The 18995-nt window shown below is 68.0% G+C and carries 20 protein-coding genes and 1 tRNA gene; 12 read left to right on the top strand and 9 right to left on the bottom strand.

All coding sequences use genetic code 11. The features are described 5' to 3' along the window. Positions 1–112 precede the first annotated feature (112 nt). Positions 113–298, top strand: coding sequence for a hypothetical protein (locus ACZYYX_RS24890; protein ID WP_463817398.1), 186 nt, complete (start codon positions 113–115; stop codon positions 296–298). Here ACZYYX_RS24890 and ACZYYX_RS24885 read toward each other — a convergent pair whose 3' ends face one another. Both ACZYYX_RS24885 and ACZYYX_RS24880 read right to left on the bottom strand, forming a co-directional pair. After that, positions 299–697, bottom strand: coding sequence for a Fur family transcriptional regulator (locus ACZYYX_RS24885; RefSeq protein WP_463817397.1), 399 nt, complete (start codon positions 695–697; stop codon positions 299–301). It lies immediately after the preceding gene. Beyond that, the gene (locus ACZYYX_RS24880; protein ID WP_463817396.1) at positions 694–1050 is read right to left on the bottom strand and encodes an ArsR/SmtB family transcription factor; all 357 of its coding nucleotides are present in this window, start codon (positions 1048–1050) and stop codon (positions 694–696) included. The genes ACZYYX_RS24885 and ACZYYX_RS24880 overlap by 4 nt, the downstream gene beginning before the upstream one ends. A gap of 87 nt (positions 1051–1137) precedes the next feature. Between ACZYYX_RS24880 and ACZYYX_RS24875 the strand changes: the two genes are divergently transcribed. Further along, a complete protein-coding gene (locus ACZYYX_RS24875; RefSeq protein WP_463817395.1) occupies positions 1138–2526 on the top strand; it encodes a glycine--tRNA ligase in 1389 nt (462 codons plus the stop codon). A gap of 9 nt (positions 2527–2535) precedes the next feature. Here the strand turns inward: ACZYYX_RS24875 and ACZYYX_RS24870 are convergent, their stop codons facing one another. The 3 genes from ACZYYX_RS24870 to ACZYYX_RS24860 all read right to left on the bottom strand — a co-directional run bounded on the left by ACZYYX_RS24870 (position 2536) and on the right by ACZYYX_RS24860 (position 5818). Further along, complete coding sequence (locus tag ACZYYX_RS24870) at positions 2536–3399, bottom strand: SRPBCC domain-containing protein (RefSeq protein WP_463817393.1); 864 nt, start codon at positions 3397–3399, stop codon at positions 2536–2538. A gap of 5 nt (positions 3400–3404) precedes the next feature. Next, positions 3405–3734 (bottom strand): ArsR/SmtB family transcription factor, encoded by a 330-nt coding sequence (locus ACZYYX_RS24865; protein ID WP_463817392.1) that lies wholly within the window; start codon positions 3732–3734, stop codon positions 3405–3407. An 83-nt stretch (positions 3735–3817) separates the two neighbouring features. Continuing rightward, positions 3818–5818, bottom strand: coding sequence for a TPM domain-containing protein (locus ACZYYX_RS24860; RefSeq protein ID WP_463817390.1), 2001 nt, complete (start codon positions 5816–5818; stop codon positions 3818–3820). A 42-nt stretch (positions 5819–5860) separates the two neighbouring features. Between ACZYYX_RS24860 and ACZYYX_RS24855 the strand changes: the two genes are divergently transcribed. Genes ACZYYX_RS24855 through ACZYYX_RS24845 form a run of 3 tightly spaced genes read left to right on the top strand, consistent with a single transcriptional unit; the run spans position 5861 to position 9428 of the window. Then, positions 5861–7135 (top strand): deoxyguanosinetriphosphate triphosphohydrolase, encoded by a 1275-nt coding sequence (locus ACZYYX_RS24855; protein WP_463817389.1) that lies wholly within the window; start codon positions 5861–5863, stop codon positions 7133–7135. A 7-nt stretch (positions 7136–7142) separates the two neighbouring features. Continuing rightward, positions 7143–9080 carry a DNA primase gene (gene dnaG / locus ACZYYX_RS24850; RefSeq protein WP_463817762.1) on the top strand — a complete coding sequence of 646 codons (1938 nt, stop codon included), beginning with the start codon at positions 7143–7145 and terminating at the stop codon, positions 9078–9080. A 60-nt stretch (positions 9081–9140) separates the two neighbouring features. Then, entirely contained in the window at positions 9141–9428 is a 288-nt protein-coding gene (locus ACZYYX_RS24845) for a DUF7155 family protein (protein WP_463817388.1), read from the top strand. Here the strand turns inward: ACZYYX_RS24845 and ACZYYX_RS24840 are convergent. Then, positions 9425–9688, bottom strand: coding sequence for a hypothetical protein (locus tag ACZYYX_RS24840; RefSeq protein WP_463817386.1), 264 nt, complete (start codon positions 9686–9688; stop codon positions 9425–9427). The two genes, ACZYYX_RS24845 and ACZYYX_RS24840, sit on opposite strands and share 4 nt — an antisense overlap. 177 nt (positions 9689–9865) lie before the next feature. Between ACZYYX_RS24840 and ACZYYX_RS24835 the strand changes: the two genes are divergently transcribed. The 4 genes from ACZYYX_RS24835 to ACZYYX_RS24820 all read left to right on the top strand — a co-directional run bounded on the left by ACZYYX_RS24835 (position 9866) and on the right by ACZYYX_RS24820 (position 11513). Then, positions 9866–9941 (top strand) — tRNA-Asn (locus tag ACZYYX_RS24835). 45 nt (positions 9942–9986) lie between these two features. After that, positions 9987–10547, top strand: coding sequence for a dihydrofolate reductase family protein (locus ACZYYX_RS24830; RefSeq protein ID WP_463817385.1), 561 nt, complete (start codon positions 9987–9989; stop codon positions 10545–10547). Positions 10548–10643: 96 nt separating this feature from the next. Next, on the top strand, positions 10644–10973 hold the full coding sequence (locus ACZYYX_RS24825; RefSeq protein WP_463817383.1) for a hypothetical protein: 330 nt from the start codon (positions 10644–10646) through the stop codon (positions 10971–10973). A gap of 75 nt (positions 10974–11048) precedes the next feature. Next, positions 11049–11513, top strand: a complete 465-nt coding sequence (locus ACZYYX_RS24820) for an LppP/LprE family lipoprotein (RefSeq protein ID WP_463817382.1) — start codon at positions 11049–11051, stop codon at positions 11511–11513. Between the two features lies 1 nt (position 11514). On the opposite strand, the gene ACZYYX_RS24815 is transcribed toward ACZYYX_RS24820, so the two are convergent. Continuing rightward, on the bottom strand, positions 11515–13476 hold the full coding sequence (locus ACZYYX_RS24815) for an acyl-CoA dehydrogenase family protein (RefSeq protein ID WP_463817381.1): 1962 nt from the start codon (positions 13474–13476) through the stop codon (positions 11515–11517). Positions 13477–13577: 101 nt separating this feature from the next. On the opposite strand from ACZYYX_RS24815, the gene ACZYYX_RS24810 reads away from it, so the two are divergent. Further along, a complete protein-coding gene (locus ACZYYX_RS24810) occupies positions 13578–14300 on the top strand; it encodes a VIT1/CCC1 transporter family protein (RefSeq protein ID WP_463817380.1) in 723 nt (240 codons plus the stop codon). A 4-nt stretch (positions 14301–14304) separates the two neighbouring features. Here ACZYYX_RS24810 and ACZYYX_RS24805 read toward each other — a convergent pair whose 3' ends face one another. Beyond that, entirely contained in the window at positions 14305–15516 is a 1212-nt protein-coding gene (locus tag ACZYYX_RS24805; RefSeq protein WP_463817761.1) for an MFS transporter, read from the bottom strand. A 50-nt stretch (positions 15517–15566) separates the two neighbouring features. Continuing rightward, entirely contained in the window at positions 15567–16016 is a 450-nt protein-coding gene (locus tag ACZYYX_RS24800) for a MarR family winged helix-turn-helix transcriptional regulator (protein ID WP_463817378.1), read from the bottom strand. A 66-nt stretch (positions 16017–16082) separates the two neighbouring features. Between ACZYYX_RS24800 and ACZYYX_RS24795 the strand changes: the two genes are divergently transcribed. Together ACZYYX_RS24795 and ACZYYX_RS24790 are read left to right on the top strand one after the other, a co-directional pair. Then, positions 16083–18146, top strand: a complete 2064-nt coding sequence (locus ACZYYX_RS24795; protein ID WP_463817377.1) for an ABC transporter ATP-binding protein — start codon at positions 16083–16085, stop codon at positions 18144–18146. Continuing rightward, positions 18143–18979, top strand: a complete 837-nt coding sequence (locus ACZYYX_RS24790) for a CbiQ family ECF transporter T component (protein WP_463817375.1) — start codon at positions 18143–18145, stop codon at positions 18977–18979. Before ACZYYX_RS24795 ends, ACZYYX_RS24790 begins: the two co-directional genes overlap by 4 nt. Positions 18980–18995: the final 16 nt, after the last annotated feature.

Genomic DNA, 18995 nt, shown 5'->3' with positions numbered 1-18995 from the left:
GAGCTGAGCACTGAGCGATCAAGATCATTACATACAACCAACCGGTCGGTTGAGGGATGTGCTGAGGGTCACGAGCCACCGACGAGTTCCAGTCCGAGCTAGGGTCGCTTACGTGCGCATCGCCCTGATCTTCATCGGCATCGTGGTCGCGCTGTTCGGCACCCTGTTCACCCTGCAGGGTGTCGGTGTGGTCGGCGGCAGCCCGATGAGCAACACCACCACGTGGTCGATACTCGGCCCGATCATCGCGATCGTCGGGATCGCCGTCGCGGTCCTCGGGTGGCGCAGGGGCCGCTAGCTAATTGCCGGCCGCCCGGCAGCGGTCGCAGACGCCGAAGATCTCGATCGTGTGGGTGACATCGGAGAAGCCGTGCTTGCGTGCGATCTCGGCCGCCCACGTCTCGACTTCTCCGGCGGAGATCTCCACGGTGGAGCCGCACCGCCGGCACACGAGGTGGTGGTGATGGTGCTGCGAACACAACCGGTACACCGATTCGCCGGTGTCGGTGCGCAGTGTGTCGACCGCTCCGGCAGCGGCCATCTGCTGCAGTGTGCGATAGACCGTGGTCAGGCCGACGCCCTCGCCCCGTTTGCGGAGCTCGTCATGAAGCTCCTGAGCCGACCGGAAGTCGTCGAGGTTCTCCAGGAGAGCCGCGAGCGCGGCACGCTGGCGCGTCGAACGGACCGCCCCGGTCACGACGCCTCCTCGGCCGCGTGTGTCACTGCGGCAACGACGATCTCGGCCAGATGGTCGTCGACCAGGCGGTAGAGCACCTCCCGGCCGGACCGTTCGCCGGCCACCACGCCGGCGGCCTTGAGGATGCGCAGGTGCTGGCTCACCAGAGGCTGTGGCACGTCGAGCGCGTCGACGAGCTCGTGCACGCATCGTGCTTCCTCGCGCAGCTGCAACACGATCGCAATGCGCACCGGAGCCGCCAACGCCCGCAGCAGATCCCCGGCGGTGTCGAGGACCGGCCTCGAGGGCAGGTCCGAGGGTGGAGTCCCGGTGTGCGCGTGTGACTCGTCACCGATACTGGAAACGGTTTTCATTAGGGCTCACGATACATGCAGACCTGTGCATGTCAATCGACTCCCGTCGCGCAAGCTGGTCCGCCGACCTCGCTACGCTGTGAACCCGTGGCTCCGACTTCGATCATCGACACTGTTGCAAACCTGGCCAAGCGGCGCGGTCTGGTCTTCCAATCCGGTGAGATCTATGGCGGAACCAAATCGGCGTGGGACTACGGCCCGCTCGGTGTCGAACTGAAGGAGAACATCAAGCGGCAGTGGTGGAAGTCCGTCGTCACCGGCCGCGACGACGTCGTCGGTCTGGACAGCGCGATCATCCTGCCGCGCCAGGTCTGGGTGGCCTCCGGCCACGTCGAGGTGTTCAACGATCCGCTGGTGGAGTGCATGAACTGCCACAAGCGACACCGGCAGGACCACCTGCAGGAGGCATACGCGGCGAAGAAGGGTGGAGAACCCGACGCCGTCCCCATGGCGGAGATCGTCTGCCCCGACTGCGGAACCAAGGGGCAGTGGACCGAGCCCCGGGACTTCAACATGATGCTCAAGACCTACCTCGGCCCGATCGAGTCCGAAGAAGGTCTGCACTATCTGCGTCCGGAGACCGCGCAGGGCATCTTCGTCAACTTCGCCAACGTCGTCACGACCGCGCGCAAGAAGCCGCCGTTCGGTATCGGCCAGATCGGCAAGAGCTTCCGCAACGAGATCACCCCGGGCAACTTCATCTTCCGCACCCGCGAGTTCGAGCAGATGGAGATGGAGTTCTTCGTCGAGCCGTCGACGGCGCCCGAGTGGCACAAGTACTGGATCGAGACGCGCCTGCAGTGGTACATCGACCTCGGTATCCGGGCGGAGAACCTGCGCCTCTACGAGCATCCGCTGGAGAAGCTGTCGCACTACAGCGCGGGCACAACGGACATCGAGTACAAGTTCGGGTTCTCGGGCAACCCGTGGGGTGAGCTGGAAGGCGTGGCGAACCGGACTGATTTCGACTTGTCCACTCACGCAAAGCATTCCGGGGCCGATCTGACGTTCTACGATCAGGCGAGCGACACCCGGTACACCCCCTACGTCATCGAGCCGGCAGCCGGCCTGACCCGCTCGTTGATGGCGTTCCTCGTCGACGCCTACACCGAGGACGAGGCGCCGAATGCGAAGGGCGGTGTCGACAAGCGCACGGTGCTGCGGCTGGATCCGCGGTTGGCCCCGGTGAAGGTCGCGGTCCTGCCGCTGTCGCGGCATGCCGACCTCTCGCCCAAGGCGCGGAATCTGGCCGCGGAGTTGCGGCGTTCGTGGAACGTCGAATTCGACGACGCGGGTGCCATCGGCCGCCGGTACCGCCGCCAGGACGAGATCGGCACGCCGTACTGCGTGACCGTGGACTTCGACTCGCTGGAGGATCACGCCGTGACGATCCGAGAGCGCGACGCCATGACCCAGGAGCGCGTGGCGCTGTCCGAAGTGTCGGACTACCTCGCCGTCCGCCTCAAGGGCTGCTGAGTTCTCGCTTCAGGCTCGAGTGCGCGAAATCTGTTGCAGCGCCCAGCTGTTACCGTCCGGATCGGCGAAATGCGCGTATTGCACGCCCCCGAGATCCTCGATCTCGGAGACGTCGACGCCACGATCGCAGAGTTGTCGGCGGGCGTCGACGACGTCGTCCACCACCAGGTGCAGGTTCTGCACGCGGGGGGCATCGGGGTCGGTCATTCCGATTCCGATCACGATGGAGCAGGCTGACCCGGGCGGGGTCAGCTGGACCACCCGAAACCCATTGCCGGGTTGCACATCGTGGTCCAGGACGAAACCCACCCGGTCGAGGTAGAACGCTTTGCTTCGTTCGACGTCGCGGGTGGGAAGCGGGATCAGCTCCAGACGCATGTCCATGGAGCTTCTTCCGTCAGGCGATGGATCATCGGCGAGGTGCTGGATGCGGTCGAAGCTGTGCGCGACGCCTTCTGACATGCCGGACTGAAGCGCCACATCACGGGCGTGGGTGCTGGGGAAGAGCATCCTCATGGTGAGCACGGTGCTGTCGCCGTCGGTTGCGAGCGTCAACGTGTTGACCGACTCGCCGTCGAAGCCTTCCATCCGCTCGGTGGTCACCAATGTATGGGGTGCGATGATCTCGAGAAACTCGCCCTGAGCGCCGAATTCGTTGCCGTGGGTGTCGCGCCAGCGGTAGTGGTAGGCACCTCCGATTCGCAGATCCACCTCGCAGCGCACCATCGTCCAGCCTGGCGGGCCCAGCATCCACCGCTCGATCAACGCGGGTTGGGTGTGGCAATCCCAGATCATTTCCTGCGTCGCGGCGAAGGCACGGGTCATCACGATCTCGCGGTCAGACGGAGTGGTCACCTGTACGGGGGTGGGCATCGTTGTCACTCCTGGGGTCTCATGTCGTCGAGCATTTCCTCGAGACGCGTGTAGTTGGCTTCCCACACCGTGCGGTACCGCTCGATCCACGCGTTGGCTTCCTGCAACGGGGCGGGCTGGATGCGGCAGGGCCGTCGTTGACCGTCACGCCCGCGTTGGATCAAACCGGCATGCTCGAGAACTTTCAGGTGCTTGGAGATCGCCGGCTGGGTCATCGCGAAGGGCTTCGCGAGCTGACCCACGGTTGCCTCACCGGTCGCCAATTGGGCGAGAATGGCCCGCCGTGTGGGGTCGGCAAGCGCGGCAAAGGTGGCATCGAGGCTTGGGAGCGTCATCGGCTTCGATAACCGAATGGTTTCATAACCAACTAGTAATATATGCCAATCGGAATGTCAACGGGGCCATGCTGACGTAGGAGCTAGAAGCGGCCGCCGCCGCCGCTCATGCCGCCCCCGCCGCCGAACCCGCCACCTCCGCCGCCGCCGAAGCCGCCGCCGAAGCCTCCACCGCCGAACCCTCCACCGAAGCCGCCGCGCATGGCGCCCGAGAGCACGTTGCCCAGGATGATGCCGCCGATCACCGCGCCCATCTGACTGCCGCTCCCGCCGCCGCCGTAGGGTCCGTTGAAGTGCTGCTGCGCGGCGACCACGTCGTTGTTGGCCAGCTGCTGCGCCTGGGCGGCCAGCATCGCCGCGCCGTTGGCGTGCGCGATCGCCTCGGTCAGATTGCTCGCCCGCTTGTCCTGCGCCGCCTGCAGTTGGCGCACGGCCTCAGACAGCCGGGTCCGGGCTTCGGGGCCGACGACGCCGCGTCGAGTGTCGATGTAGTCCGACACCGCCCGCACCCGCGACTGCGCGGTGAACAGCGCCTGGTCGTAGGTCCGCGTCAACCGCGCGATGGTTTCCCGCTCCTCGGCCACGTCGGCGAGTAACCGGTCGAGTTCAGCGTCGGCCTGGGTCAGCCGTGTGAAGGTGCCCAGCGGATCGCGGGCGCCGTCACTCTGCGCGTGCGCCACCGCAGCGACGGCCGCGTCGCGGGCCGCGCTGAGCTGCGTGGCGACGGCGATGTTGCCTTGCGCGAGCTGGGTTCCCGCGGCCGTGATCCCGTTCTGCGTGTCGGCGATCGCCGCGGGCAGCCCCGCCACCGCCCGGTTGATGTCGGTGGCGGCACTGTCCACCGCGTCGAGCATCGTTCGGGCCTGGCCCAGCGCGGCCTCGGCGGCGTGGATCGCGTCGACGAGCCCGCCCTGCCGATCTGCCGGTCGCGCGACCAGGGCGCGCCCCGTGTCGATGTTCTGTTCGGCGAAGGTCAGCCGTTGCCGCGCCTCGTCGATGTTGTCGGCCACCGAAACCAGAGCGGTTTCTGCGAATTGGGACTTCAGACGTGTGAGGGTCTGACTCGCCGGCTCGATGCGCGCCGTCAGGTCGACCACCTGCTGGGTGAGCCCATCGAGCCGGCTGGGCGCGTTGATGACCAGATCGCGCAGCTGTGCGAACGCCTCCCGCTGGGCTTCGAGTTCCCGGTCGGCCTTGGCCGCGGCCACGACGACGCGGGTCAGGAGATCGCGACGCTGCTGCGGCGTCTCGGGAATCGCGTCGTCCAGAATGTGACGCACGTTGAGGGACTGAGCCAGCGTGGTCTTGGCCGCGGCCACCGCAGTCGTGAACGCCTCGGTGTCCTTCTCACCGAATTCCTCCACCGCAAGCGCCAATTCGCTCTCGCTGGTGCGCACCGCATTGTCGACCTCGACCACCATGCGGCGCGACAGCGCGTCGAGAGCCTCCAGCGAGACACCGGCAAGCGCGGCCGGGTCGGACGGATCGACGCGCAGCGCGGCGGCGATCTCCGCCTCGCGGCGCTTGGCCCGTCGCCGGCGCTGCCAGATCAGCAGGACGATGACGCCGAGCGCGATCACGCCCAGCGCGATGACCAGACCCAGCCAGCTGCCCTTCGACGTGCTGGTGGACGCCAGCCCGTTCGCGGCGGCCACCGCGGCGCCCGCCCAGTCCTGTTTGCGCAGAAGCGGTTCCACGTCGTCACGACGCAGCGCGTCGATGTCCACGCTGCCGACCGCCTCGGTCGGTGCCAGCAACGCGTACGCCCGGTCGACGGTGGCGACGGCGAGGATGGCGTCCGAGGTGCCCAGATCGCTTTGCCGGTACGTGGCCTGCGCCCAGCTCTGCGCGTCCTGATTCGAGAAGCTGTCGACATAGACCACCCACAACCGGATCCGACGATCGTTGTATAGCGAGTCGATCGCGTTCTGCACCTGCGTGGTTTGCGCGGGATCGAGCGCGCCCGCCTGATCTGTCAGATACGTCGGCAGGCGCAGCGGCGGGGTCGCGGACGCCCCCGGCGCGAGCAGGCCCGCTGCGATCCACAAGACGGCGAGCAGGCCGAGCGATCGAGCAATGCGCATGCCCTCAATCTAGTGCTCGCGCGGCTGGCAGACTGTGCCTCGGTGAACCAACGAGAGCAGGCCGGCTACGACGCATGCGACCGCGAGCGGCGAGTGGCCGAACACGCGAAGAGCGCTGCGCTACCCGGGACCGGGGCCGAGCACCGCTCGGACTTCGCCAGGGATCGCGCACGCGTGCTGCATTGCGCTGCGCTGCGTCGGTTGGCCGACAAGACCCAGGTGGTCGGCCCCCGGGAGGGTGAGACGCCACGCACGCGCCTGACGCACTCCCTCGAGGTCGCGCAGATCGGCCGCGGCATGGCGATCGGGCTCGGCTGTGACCCCGACCTGGTCGACCTCGCCGGGCTGGCGCATGACATCGGTCATCCGCCGTACGGGCACAACGGGGAACGCGCGCTCGACGAGATCACCAAGGCCTTCGGCGGCTTCGAGGGCAACGCGCAGAACTTCCGGATCCTGACCCGGTTGGAACCCAAAGTCCTTGACGCGCAAGGTCGCAGCGCAGGTTTGAACCTGACACGCGCCGCCCTCGATGCGGTCGCCAAGTATCCGTGGCCGCGGATCGGGGAACGTCGCAAGTTCGGCTTCTACGGCGACGACATGGCCGCTGCCGATTGGGTGCGCGCGGGCGCACCCGCCGAGCGGCCCTGCCTGGAGGCCCAGGTCATGGATTGGGCCGACGACGTCGCCTACTCGGTGCACGACGTCGAAGACGGCGTGATGAGTGGGCGCATCGATCTGCGCGTGCTGGCCGACACCGATGCAGCCGCCTCGCTGGCCACCGTCGGCGCCCAGTCCTTTCCGACCCTGACCCCTGCGGATCTGATGGCCGCCGCCGAGCGGCTCTCCCGTGTCCCGGTGGTGGCGGCGGTCGGCAAGTTCGACGGCACGCTCGCCGCGTCGGTGGCACTCAAGACCCTCACCAGTGAGCTGGTCGGGCGGTTCGCGAACGCGGCGGTCACGGCCACGAGGGCGGCCGCAGGACCGGCACCGCTGCGGCGCTTCGACGCCGACCTCGAGGTGCCCGCACTGGTGCGGGCCGAGGTGGTCCTGCTGAAGACGCTTGCGCTGCAATTCATCATGTCGGACCACCGGCACCTGCAGATCCAGGCCGATCAGCGCATCCGGATCCAGGAGGTGGCGCTGGCCCTGTGGGGGCAGGCGCCGGGCAGCCTCGATCCGCAGTTCGCCGCCGAGTTCACCGCCGCCGCCGACGACGGCGCCCGGCTGCGGGTGGTGGTCGACCAGATCGCCTCGTACACCGAGGGACGGTTGGAACGAGTGCACGAAGCCCGGACGCCGCGCCCTCTAGACTGACCGCGTGGTGGGCGACGGTACGCGGGGACGGGGCAGGATCCCGGATCGCGACATCGCCGCCATCCGGGAGCGGGTCAACATCGACGACGTCGTCGGCGACTACGTGCAGCTGCGGCGCGCCGGCGCGGATTCCCTCAAGGGGCTGTGCCCTTTCCACGACGAGAAGTCGCCGTCGTTCCACGTCCGTCCCAACCACGGCCACTTCCACTGCTTCGGCTGTGGCGAGGGCGGCGACGTCTACGCGTTCCTGCAGAAGATCGAGCACGTCAGCTTCGTCGAGGCCGTGGAGCTGCTCGCCGATCGTGTCGGCTACACCGTCACCTACACGGGCTCATCGACCACCAACGTCCAGCGTGACCGGGGGAGTCGCAGCAGGCTGCTCGCCGCCAACTCCGCCGCGCAGGAGTTCTACGCCGAGGCGCTGCAGAGCGCTGAAGCTGCGCCGGCCCGGCAGTACCTGATCGATCGCAACTTCGACGCCGAGGCGGCAGCGAGGTTCGGTTGCGGGTTCGCCCCGTCGGGGTGGGACACGCTGACCAAACACCTGCTGCGCAAGGGTTTCGAGTTCAAGGAACTCGAAGCTGCCGGCCTGTCGCGTGAGGGGCGCCGCGGACCGATGGACCGGTTCCACCGCCGGCTGTTGTGGCCCATCCGAGCCAGCGGCGGAGAGGTGATCGGCTTCGGGGCGCGCCGGATCTTCGACGACGACCAGATGGAAGCGAAGTACGTCAACACCCCGGAGACCGTGCTCTACAAGAAGTCGGGGGTGCTGTTCGGGCTTGACCTGGCCAAGCGCGACATCGCCAAGTCGCACCGCGCCGTCGTCGTCGAGGGTTACACCGACGTGATGGCCATGCACCTGGCCGGGGAGACCACTGCGGTCGCCTCGTGCGGCACCGCCTTCGGTGACGGCCACCTCGGGTTGCTGCGCCGGCTGATGATGGACGACAACTGGTATCGCGGCGAGCTGATCTTCGTGTTCGACGGTGACGCGGCGGGGCAAGCGGCCGCGTTGAAGGCCTTCGACGGGGATCAGCAGGTGTCCGGAAAGTCTTTCGTCGCCGTGGCTTCCGACGGGATGGACCCCTGCGATCTGAGGCTGAAGTCCGGTGACACGGCGCTGCGGGACCTGGTGGCGCGCCGCATCCCGATGTTCGAATTCGCGATCCGCAGTCTGATCCCGGCTGGTGACGTGCTCGACAACGATCCGCAGGCTCAGGTCGACGCGCTCCGCAGGTGCGTCCCGCTCGTCGCGCGGATTCGGGACTACGCGTTGCGGGACGAATACGCACGACGGTTGGCAGGCTGGACCGGCTGGCGCGACGAAGCGCAGGTGCTGTCTCGGGTTCGTGAGGAAGCCGGCAAGCGCGGCATGCCGGACCGGTCACGCCGACGGGTGGCGGCCGATCAGGCGCAGGTGAGCCGGCCGCGCCCGGCCGACGATGCCAGCCGGCCCAACCCAGCCGATCCCACGCTGTGGCCGCAGCGCGAGGCGCTGAAGTCGGGGCTCCAATACCCGGCGCTCGCCGGTCCGGTCTTCGACTCGTTGGCCGCCGAGAGCTTCACCCACCCCGGGTACGCCGCGGTACGCACGGCGATCGAGGCTGCGGGCGGCACCGCCGGCGGGCTGACCGGTGCGCAATGGATAGAAGCGGTCCGCGAACAGGCGGCCAGCCCGGCCACGGCGAGCCTGGTCAACGAACTCAGTGTGGAGGCGATCAACGCCGACGACGAGCGGCTGCCCCGCTACATCGGCAGCGTGCTGGCGCGCCTGCAGGAAGTGTGGATCGGCCGTCAGATCGCCGAGGTCAAGTCGAAGCTGCAGCGGATGTCGCCGGTGGAGCAGGGCGACGAGTATCACGCACTGTTCGGGGACCTGGTCGCGATGGAGGCCTACCGGCGCAGCCTGCTCGAGCAGGCAAGTGGGGACGACCTGACTGCATGAATCGCCCTGCCGGGTTATGGTGTGTGCGTCAACAGTCGGGGAGAAGGCGAGTTGTCAGTGATGTCCGTGCCCACCATTCGCACCCATGCAGCGCGCCTGATCGTCGGCGCCGTCGCTGCGGCGGCTGTCGCCGTCCCGCTGTACGCCTCGTTGAGCAGCCCCGATGCCACCGCGCAGGCCGGCCCGAAGTGCCTTGCCTGGTTCGGCAATCAGGAAGACGGCCACTGCCTGGGCTACTCGAACGGTACCCCCGCGGCGATCGGCACCCCGGGCGTCGCGTTCGGCAACGGCGGCATCACCACCGGCCCGCTGCTGCCCGGCACGTCGTTCAATTCCAACTTCGGCTAGCGCTTCTCGCCGGCTGCCCGCCGTTCGACCTGCCCCGGCCCGAACACTTCGGTGCCGGCGTCGATCGGCGTCACTTCCACCATCGTCGGGTCGGGGGACACCCGTTCCGCGATCTTCCGTCGTCCTGCATCGATGACCGCCCGAGCGGCTGGGCTGCCCGTGACGGCACGGTAGGTGCCGGCGAGCTGTTCGTAGCGCTGGCGTCCGGCCTTGGTGCCCAACACATAGCCCACGGCCGCAACGGCGACATACCCGATCACAGGACTCCTCCACAGCGTTCTCGCGAGGCGGCGCAACCCGATCCCGCGCCACCCATCTGGTGTCCATCCTGCCTCACGCACGGGGCTGCGCGCCCGGCCGGCAACGCATTGGCAACCGCGTCCCGCCATAGGCTAGAGTGCTCTCTGGCCCGCGGCGCACAGTCTGCGGGAGTGCAATCCCCTGTAGCTCAATTGGCAGAGCATTCGGCTGTTAACCGAAGGGTTGCTGGTTCGAGTCCAGCCGGGGGAGCCACGCACGCGCACGATGAGTGTCGCGCCAGCGGGCAGTCTGATCTCCATGGGAAAACTCATCTACGGCTTCACCGTCTCGGTGGACGGCTACATCGCCGACGCGAAGGGTTCCATCGACTGGAGCGAGCCTAGCGACGAACTGCACCAGTACTGGAACGACTTCGAGCGCGAAACCGCACTGTCGTTCTACGGTCGGCGGCTCTACGAGCTGATGTCGGCCTACTGGCCGACTGCCGATGAGGCCCCGGATGCGACGCCGATGATCGTCGACTTCGCCCGCGTCTGGCGGAACATGCCCAAGGTGGTGTTCTCCCGCACCCTGGGGGCGGTCGACTGGAATTCCCGCCTGGAGCGTGGTGATCCCGTCGAGGTGGTCCGCGCTCTGAAGGCCGAGACCGACGGCCAACTCGAGATCGCCGGTGCGACGCTCGCCGCGCCGGTCGTGCAGGCCGGTCTGGTCGACGAGTACCGGGTCGTCCTGGCGCCCATCGCGGTGGGCGGTGGGATGCCTTTCTTCCCGACCCTGCCGTCGTGGATTTCGCTGCGGCTGGTGGAGAACCGGACGTTCCCGGGCGGCACGGTGCTGCTGCGCTACGAGGCCACCTGATGCCCTCTCTGAAAGCCCACACCTGAACCTGGCCGCACGATCTAATGGACTGGTCGTCCGTCTCCCGGCCTGAATTCAGCATTGAGGAAGCAAGCCATGACAGATATGTCGGAGCACCTACCCACACCCGAGGGCTTCCGGAGGAAGTCGGCTCACGTCGACCGGGAGTTCGCGGATGCTCGCCGGTACCTGTCGACGTTGCATGCCGACGACAATGACGGGTTGCGGGCGTTGATGCTCGAGATCCACGGCAGTGGCCGAGGCATGAAGGTACTGGCAGCAATGGCGGTGTTGGCCCTCGATTTCGCCGAGCTGGCCGCCGAGGGTCTCGGAGGCGACGTGCAGAGGTGGCTCGACGAATCCACGTGGGCTGAGGACACCGCGGAGAACCTGCGCGACCAAACCGAACTCGGCGGCGAGGGCTGAGCGAATCGCGTCCCGCGCCTCCTGCTCATCGATCAGGGGTCGGAGTGTAGCCACGGCCTGCCTATTGTTGGACCCATGCGTTTTTCGCCTGCCCTCGCGGTGACGAGCACAGCGCTGGTGGCGGCGTGCGGGTGGAGCCCGCCGAGCCCAGCGCCGACAAGCACTCAAGCGTGCGGCCCCGGGCCCGGTGTGCAGGCGGTGTCCACCGAGATCTCGATGCTGCCGCCGGCCTCCTGGACGGAGACCGCGCGCGGGCACGCCGCCGACTGCCGCTTGAACTGGGTGGTGGTCAGTTCCGGCGCCGCCTCCGACAGCCCTGCGCAGGTGCTGTTCTTCGACGGCGAGAGAGGCATCGGATCGCCGACCCCGGACCCGCGGCCCTACATCAACGTCGTCGCCCAAGGCGACCACGACGCCAGCGTGCACTACCAGTGGCGGCAGGGTTCCGACCCGGCGTGCTGCCCCACCGGGGTGGGGTCGGCGCGCGTCACCCTCGAAGAGGGCAGGTTGACGATCCTCGACCCGATACCGGGGCCCTGACTCAGATCACGCCCGCGCTGGTCGCGTCCTGGCGGGTGTGATCGTCGGCGTCCGGAATGTGTTCGGGGTGCAGCATCTCGGCGTAGCGCAACCGCTCCGGGATGCCGAAGCCGTCGACGAGGAGCTCGGCGTAGGGCCGCAGTCGCTTGCAGCGGTCGTTGATCGCGCGTGTCACCGCTTTCGAGCGCTCCGTGGACAGGAAGCGGTGCTCGACGAACCACGACTTGTCTTCTTCGATCACCGTCAGCGCGTACAGATCGCACACCAGGCCGAGGATCTCGCGCGCCGTACGGTCGTGGCAGGAGTCGATGCCCGCGACGAACGCCTCGAAAACGATGCGGTCGATGTGGGACTGCGCGACGTGGAGCACGTGGTCCTGCACCGAGTTGAACGCCTCGAACGCGCTCATCTCCTTGGACTTGCTCTGCAGCCTCCGCGCCACCGACGCGATCATGTACTCTTCGCGGTCTTCGAGCATCTTGGCCTGCGTGCCGCGGTTGAAGAGGCTGCCTTCTTCCTCGTTGTCCTGCCGGGAATCGATGACCGTCTGCATGATTGTCTGCGCTGCAGTGCGTTTCAGCACGCGCTCCCCGGCGAACCGAGCCGCGAAGCCGACCCATTCGACGGGACTCATGCCCTTGATGTCGTCGGCGTAGGCGGTCAGCAGCTCCTTGGCCACCAGCTGGAACAGCACGTGGTTGTCACCCTCGAAGGTGGTGAACACGTCGGTGTCGGCCTTGAGCGCGATGAGCCGGTTCTCCGCGAGATAGCCGGCGCCACCGCATGCTTCGCGCGCCTCCTGGATGGCCCGGGTGGCGTGCCAGGTGTTGGCAGCCTTCAGGCCCGCCGCCCGGGATTCCAGCTCGCGCTGCTCCTCGGGATCCGGATCGTCGGCGGTCTGCAGCTCGTGACACTTGGCCACCAGCTCGTTCTGTGCGAACTGCAGCGCATACGAGCGGGCGATCAACGGGAAGAGGCGGCGCTGGTGGACCAGGTAGTCCATCAGCAGCACCTCGCCGCCGTCGGGGTCGGAGAACTGACGACGCTGCAGCGCATAGCGCGTCGCGATGTCGAGTGCGACGCGGGCGGCGGCGCCGGCGCTGCCGCCGACGGTCACCCGGCCGCGGATCAGCGTGCCGAGCATCGTGAAGAAGCGTCGGTTCGGGTTCTCGATCGGGGAGCTGTAGGTCCCGTCCGCGGCGACGTCGGCGTACTTGTTGAGCAGGTTCTCCCGCGGGACGCGGACGTTGTCGAACTGGATGCGGCCGTTGTCCACACCGGGCAGGCCGCCCTTGTAGTGGCAGTCCGAGGTGATGACGCCGGGCAGGTCGTTGCCGTCCTCGTCACGGATGGGCACGACGAAGCAGTGCACGCCGTGACCCTGTCCGTCCGGAGTGATCAGCTGAGCGAAAACCGTTGCGAAGCGGGCAGTTTCGGCCGCGCCCCCGATGTAGTCCTTCCGCGAGGACGGGGTGGGGGAGTCGATGACGAACTCTTCGGTCGCCGGGTCGTAGGTGGCGGTCGTCTCCAGGGACTGGACGTCGCTGCCGTGACCCGTCTCGGTCATCGCGAAGCACCCGAGGACCTCGAGGTCGATGAGCTTCTTGACGTAGGCCTCGTGATGGCGTTCGGTGCCCAGGTTCTCGATCGCGCCGCCGAACAGGCCCCACTGCACACCGGCCTTGACCATCAGCGACAGATCGCTCATCGCGAGCATTTCGATCTGCGTGACGGCGGCGCCGACGTCGCCGTTGCCGCCGTGCTCCTTCTTGAAGCCGTCCTCGGCGGCGCCTCGCGACGCCATGATGCGCATCTGCTCGCCGACCTTGGTGCGCGCGATGACGGTGTTCGGGGTGTAATGCGGTCGGAAGATGTCGTTGCTGAGTTCCTTGCGCATCGCGTTCTTGGTGTCTCGCCAGCGGCCGTCGAGGCAGTTCCGCAGATACTCCGCAGTGGTGGTCATATATCGACGGTAGCCCGCGAAACCTCTCTACAAACTGTGATGTCACAAACCGGTCGGAACATGCCGTGACGGGAGCCCGGGGCGCGGCGTTGAATGTCGCCATGACCGAGTCGCCGGGGGAATCACTGGGAGTTCACGTTCAGGATCATCGGCACGCCGATGTGACCGGCGGGTGGCTGCGCGCTGCCACGTTCGGGGCGATGGACGGCTTGGTCAGCAACACCGCGTTGATCGCCGGGGTGGCCGCCAGCGCCTCGGCGCAGACTGTCGTGATCAGCGGGGTGGCGGGGCTGCTCGCCGGGTCCTTCTCGATGGCTCTCGGTGAGTACACGTCGGTGACCACGGCCAACGAGCAGATCGATTCCGAGGTGCACGTCGAGCGCAAATCGTTTGCGCGACAACCGGAGGCGGAGCAGGCCGAGTTGGTGGCCAAGCTCGTCGAACTCGGGATGTCCGCCGAGACGGCGACCAAGGCGTCAGAGGAGATCCACCGAGACGATCACAAGGCGATCAACTTCCACCTGATCCAGGAGCTCGGGGTCGACCCCCGGGAGAAGCCGTCACCCTGGCTCGCCGCCGGATCGTCGTTCGTGATGTTCGCCGTCGGGGCGATCATCCCGCTGATCCCCTACCTGCTCGGCTACGAATCGCTGTGGGCCGGTCTGGCTTTCGGCGGGTTCGGGCTGATGCTCGCGGGTGCCGCGGCAGCCCGGATCACCCGCCGCTCACCGATCGCGGGATCGGCTCGGCAGCTGACGTTCGGGGCCGTCGCGATCGCCGCGACCTACCTCGTCGGGCACCTCATCGGCGTCTCCGTGAGCTGAGCGCTCAGCTCTCGTTTCCGACGGTGACGGCCTGCGCCTCGTCGCGCAGCTCCTCGAGCTCGGACTCCTCGTCGTCGATGTGGGTCAGGTGTGTCCGCGTGACCGTCAGGACGGCGGCAGCCAACAGGACCGCGCCCGCGCCGACCCAGAACGGCAGGTGCACGCTGACCTTTTCGCCGAGTACGCCGGCGAGCCACGGGGCGACAGCGGCGCCGGAGAACCGCATGAAGCTGTAGGCGGCCGAGGCGACACCCCGCTCCACGGGGGCGGCTTTCATCACGGTCTCGGTGATCAGCGTGTTGTTGATGCCGATCCACAGGCCGGCGACGACGACGCAGGCGGCGAGCACCGGCTTGCTGTCGGTCCACACCGCCATCGCGGCGAGCGTGACGGTCATCAGCAGCAGGTTGACCACCAGCGTGCGCACGGTGCCGAAGCGGTGCTGCAGTCGCGGAGCGACGAACACCGACGTGAACGCCAGGGCCAGACCCCAGCCGAAGAAGATCAGCCCGATCTCCTGAGCTCCCATGTCGAGGGGGAACGGCGTGAATGCCAGCAGCGTGAAGAAGCCGAAGTTGTAGAGCAGCGCGGTGACCGCGACGCCGAGCAGCCCGCGGTGCGCCAGCGCCCGGAACGGATCGGCGAGTGTGGTGGCCCGCGCCGCAGGCGGTGTGGCGGGCAACAGGAACGTCGTCACCAGCAGCGCGATGGCCATCAGAGCGGAGACGCCGAAAAAGGGCCCGCGCCAGGAGATCTCACCGAGTACACCACCCACCAGTGGGCCGACGGCGATGCCCAGCCCCAGGGCGGCTTCGTAAAGGATGATTGCCTGGGCGACCGACCCGCGCGCCGAACTGACGATCGTCGCGAGCGCGGTGGCGATGAAGAGCGCGTTGCCCAGTCCCCACAGCGCCCGCCAGCCGACGATGCCCATCACGGTGTCGGAGAATCCGGCGAGCCCCGCGCCGGCGATGATGATCACCAGGCCGATCAGCAGCGTGCGCTTGGGTCCGATACGACTGGACACCACGCCGGTGATCAGCATCGCCACGCCCATCACGGCCATGTAGCTGGTGAACAGCAGCGAGACCTGCGAGGGCGAGGCGTTCAGGTTGTCGGCGATCGGTTTGAGGATGGGGTCGACGAGACCGATTCCCATGAACGCGACGACGGACGCGAAGGCCACGGCCCAGACGGCCTTGGGTTGGCGCCACATCTGTGTGTCGGCAGACACCGGCGAACCACTCCTTTCGGTGGAAAACAGATTCAGTGCGACTTCTGTTCGGTGCGAGAGGCGGACGTGGCCTCGTCGATCAGGCGGTGCATCACGAGGACCGCCTCGGTCAGGCAGGCCCGGTCGGCCTCGGTGAGCCGGTCGAGATAGGGGTCGACGGCCGCGCCGCGATCGGCTCGCGCCTGACGCAGGGTGTCCTTGCCGCGCTCGGTGATGCGGATCAGGACGGCCCGCGCGTCGTGCGGGTCTGTGGTTCTCGTCACCATTCCGGCGTCCTCGAGACGCCGCACCTGCGTGGTCATCGTGGGCTGCGAGCAGTGATCGAGAGCGGCCAGATCGGAGATCCGTGCCTCGCCGCGGTCGTCGATCGTGGACAGCAGGCGGGCTTGGGCGAACGGGAGGGGGATGCGAACTCGCTGGTTGGCCATCCGGTTGAGCCGTGCCACCACCGAGAGCAGGTCGGAACCGAGCGTGGAGGACATGCCCTCCATGATTGCATAGAATCCCTATGCAATCCACCTGGGGTACCCGACTGGCAGAATCATGAGATGACCTCGGCCGCCTCGCAGCGCACGCCGCGACGGTCGGGCTCCCTACAACCGGTGGAGCTCGCACAGGCCGCGGTGTTGGCGGCCCTGTGCGCCGCCATCGCCATCATCGCGGTGGTCGTGCCGTTCGCGGCCGGCCTGTCGCTGCTCGGCACGGTGCCGATGGGGCTGCTCGCCTACCGCTATCGCCTGCGGGTCGTGCTGACGGCAACGGTCGCCGGTGGGTTGGTGGCGTTCCTCATCGCCGGCATGGGCGGCTTCATGACCGTGGTGAACTGCGCGTACATCGGGGGACTGACCGGCATCGTCAAACGGCGCGGTCGTGGCACTCCCACCGTGGTGGCGTCCGCGCTCATCGCCGGCGCCGTGTTCGGCGTGTTCATCGTCGGGGCCCTGGCCCTGCTGAGCCGTCTGCGCACGCTGATCTTCGACTCGGTCACCGCCAACATCACGGGCGTGGCGGCGATCATGCGTCGCATCCCCCCACTCGAGGACGCTGCAGCGCGCCTCGAGCGCGACTTCGCCACCGCGCTGCACTACTGGCCGCTGCTGTTCTTCGTCATGGGTGTGTTCTCGATCGTCTGGGTGAGCCTGGTCGGCTGGTGGGCGCTGTCGCGGGTGATGGCGCGCCTGCTCGGCGTGCCCGATGTGCACAAGCTCGAGACGCCCGCCGACAACGGCCCCGTCGGCCCGGTTCCGCTGCAGCTGCGCGACGTCCGCTTCCGTTACCCCGCAACGCATCGCGACGCGCTCGGGCCGGTGTCACTGGATGTGCAACCCGGCGAACACGTCGCCGTCACCGGGGCCAACGGGTCGGGCAAGACGACGCTGATGCTTGTGCTCTCCGGGCGCGAACCCAGCGCAGGCGCGATCGAGCGTCCGGGCAGCGTCGGATTGGGCAAGCGCGGCGGCACCGCCGTGGTGATGCAGCATCCCGAGAGCCAGGTGCTCGGCACACGCGTCGCCGACGACGTGGTCTGGGGTCTGCCCCCGGGTACGAGCACCGACGTGGACCGTCTTCTCGGCGAGGTCGGCCTCGACGGTTTCGGCGAACGGGACACCGGCGGGTTGTCCGGCGGCGAACTGCAGCGGCTCGCCGTGGCTGCCGCGCTGGCCCGCGAACCGGCGCTGCTGATCGCCGACGAGGTGACCAGCATGGTGGACCAGCAGGGCCGCGACGGCCTGATGTCCGTCCTGTCCGGGCTCACCCGAGCACACGGAACCTCGCTGGTGCACATCACGCACTACAACGACGAGGCCGAGGCCGCCGACCGCACGGTGGCGCTGACCGGCAACGGCGCCAACGCCGACAACGTGACCGGACCGGACATGGTCGAGACCGCAGAGGTGCACGCACCCCGCCCCGAGGTCGACCCAGGTCATCGAGCCGGCCCGCCGGTGCTCGAGCTGCGCGACGTCGGCCACATCTACGGCGACGGCACCCCCTGGGCCAAGACCGCGCTGACCGGCATCGACTTCTCCGTGCACGAAGGCGACGGCGTGTTGATCCACGGGCTCAACGGTTCCGGGAAGTCCACGCTGGCCTGGATCATGGCCGGGCTCACCGTACCGAGCCAGGGCGAGTGCCTGCTCGACGGCAAGCCGGTGTCCGAACAGGTTGGCGCTGTGGCGATCTCGTTCCAGGCGGCCCGGCTGCAGCTGATGCGCAGCCATGTCGCGTTGGAGATCGCCTCGCTGGCCGGCTTCTCCAAGTACGACCAACAGAAGGTGACCGAGGCGCTGGCCACCGTGGGTCTGGACCCGACGCTGGCTTCTCGACGGATCGATCAGCTCAGCGGCGGCCAGATGCGCCGCGTCGTGCTCGCCGGCCTGCTGGCCCGGTCCCCGCGCGCACTGATCCTCGACGAACCGCTGGCCGGCCTCGACGCCGCCTCCGCCGTGGGGTTGGTACGTCTGCTCGAAGATCTGCGGAAGCGCAGAAGGCTGACCGTCGTGGTGATCTCCCACGACTTCGCCGGGCTGGAAGGTCTGTGCCCGCGCACGCTGCACCTGCGCGACGGAGAACTGGCGACCGTGCCCACCGCGGCCGGGGGTGTCGCATGAGCGCGACCCGTCCCCGTCGTCAGGTCGTGCTGCTTCGGCCGGTGCCGGGGCGCACCGTCATCCACGACCTGTGGGCGGGCGCGAAGCTGATCATCGTCGCCGGCATCGGGGTGCTCCTGACGTTCTATCCCGGCTGGTTACCGATCGCAGCGGTGGCCGTGCTGGTGCTGGTGTCGGCCAGGCTCGCCCGCATCCCGCGCGGCGTGCTGCCGTCCATCCCGCGGTGGCTGTGGTTCCTCGTGGCACTGGGCGGGCTGACCGCCACGTTCGCCGGTGGCAGTCCGGTGATGTCGGTGGGATCGATGGAGATCGGGTTCGGCGGGCTGCTGAACTTCCTGCGCATCACGGCGCTGTCGATCGTGCTGCTGGGGCTCGGGGCCATGGTCTCTTGGACCACCAACGTCGCTGAGATCGCCCCTGCCGTGGCCGCACTCGGGCGCCCACTGCGACCGCTGCGCGTCCCCGTCGACGACTGGGCGGTCGCACTTGCGCTGTCGCTGAGGGCCTTTCCGATGCTGATCGACGAATTCACCGTGCTGTACGCGGCCCGTCGGTTGCGACCGCCCGATGTCGATGTGCACCGGCGCGGCCGACGCAAGCGGTGGGCCGCGGAGCTGATCGATCTGCTCGCCGCCGCGATCACTGTCGCGCTGCGACGAGCCGACGAGATGGGCGACGCGATCACCGCACGTGGTGGCGCGGGCCAGATCTCGGCCGCGCCATCGCGGCCGGCCCGCCGCGACTGGGTGGCTTTCGCGATCGTCGCCGTGGTGTGCGGCGCTGCGCTCGCGCTCGAGCTGATGGTCCTTCCCACGAGCAGCGCGCGTAACTGACCCACTACGGTGAAGG

Source organism: Mycobacterium sp. IDUB_1, assembly GCF_055419625.1.
Note: the sequence above shows the minus strand (reverse complement) of the source record. Positions and strands in the feature narration are given on the sequence as shown.

Excerpts from the sequence above, each read along its gene's own strand:
- ACZYYX_RS24800 (WP_463817378.1), bottom strand. The coding sequence starts at position 16,016 with ATGTCCTCCACGCTCGGTTCCGACCTGCTCTCGGTGGTGGCACGGCTC.
- ACZYYX_RS24790 (WP_463817375.1), top strand. The coding sequence starts at position 18,143 with ATGAGCGCGACCCGTCCCCGTCGTCAGGTCGTGCTGCTTCGGCCGGTG.
- ACZYYX_RS24860 (WP_463817390.1), bottom strand. The coding sequence starts at position 5,818 with ATGCGCATTGCTCGATCGCTCGGCCTGCTCGCCGTCTTGTGGATCGCA.
- ACZYYX_RS24870 (WP_463817393.1), bottom strand. The coding sequence starts at position 3,399 with ATGCCCACCCCCGTACAGGTGACCACTCCGTCTGACCGCGAGATCGTG.
- ACZYYX_RS24845 (WP_463817388.1), top strand. The coding sequence starts at position 9,141 with ATGTCCGTGCCCACCATTCGCACCCATGCAGCGCGCCTGATCGTCGGC.
- ACZYYX_RS24805 (WP_463817761.1), bottom strand. The coding sequence starts at position 15,516 with ATGTGGCGCCAACCCAAGGCCGTCTGGGCCGTGGCCTTCGCGTCCGTC.
- ACZYYX_RS24820 (WP_463817382.1), top strand. The coding sequence starts at position 11,049 with ATGCGTTTTTCGCCTGCCCTCGCGGTGACGAGCACAGCGCTGGTGGCG.
- ACZYYX_RS24795 (WP_463817377.1), top strand. The coding sequence starts at position 16,083 with ATGACCTCGGCCGCCTCGCAGCGCACGCCGCGACGGTCGGGCTCCCTA.
- ACZYYX_RS24810 (WP_463817380.1), top strand. The coding sequence starts at position 13,578 with ATGACCGAGTCGCCGGGGGAATCACTGGGAGTTCACGTTCAGGATCAT.
- ACZYYX_RS24880 (WP_463817396.1), bottom strand. The coding sequence starts at position 1,050 with ATGAAAACCGTTTCCAGTATCGGTGACGAGTCACACGCGCACACCGGG.
- ACZYYX_RS24815 (WP_463817381.1), bottom strand. The coding sequence starts at position 13,476 with ATGACCACCACTGCGGAGTATCTGCGGAACTGCCTCGACGGCCGCTGG.
- ACZYYX_RS24830 (WP_463817385.1), top strand. The coding sequence starts at position 9,987 with ATGGGAAAACTCATCTACGGCTTCACCGTCTCGGTGGACGGCTACATC.
- ACZYYX_RS24865 (WP_463817392.1), bottom strand. The coding sequence starts at position 3,734 with ATGACGCTCCCAAGCCTCGATGCCACCTTTGCCGCGCTTGCCGACCCC.
- ACZYYX_RS24825 (WP_463817383.1), top strand. The coding sequence starts at position 10,644 with ATGACAGATATGTCGGAGCACCTACCCACACCCGAGGGCTTCCGGAGG.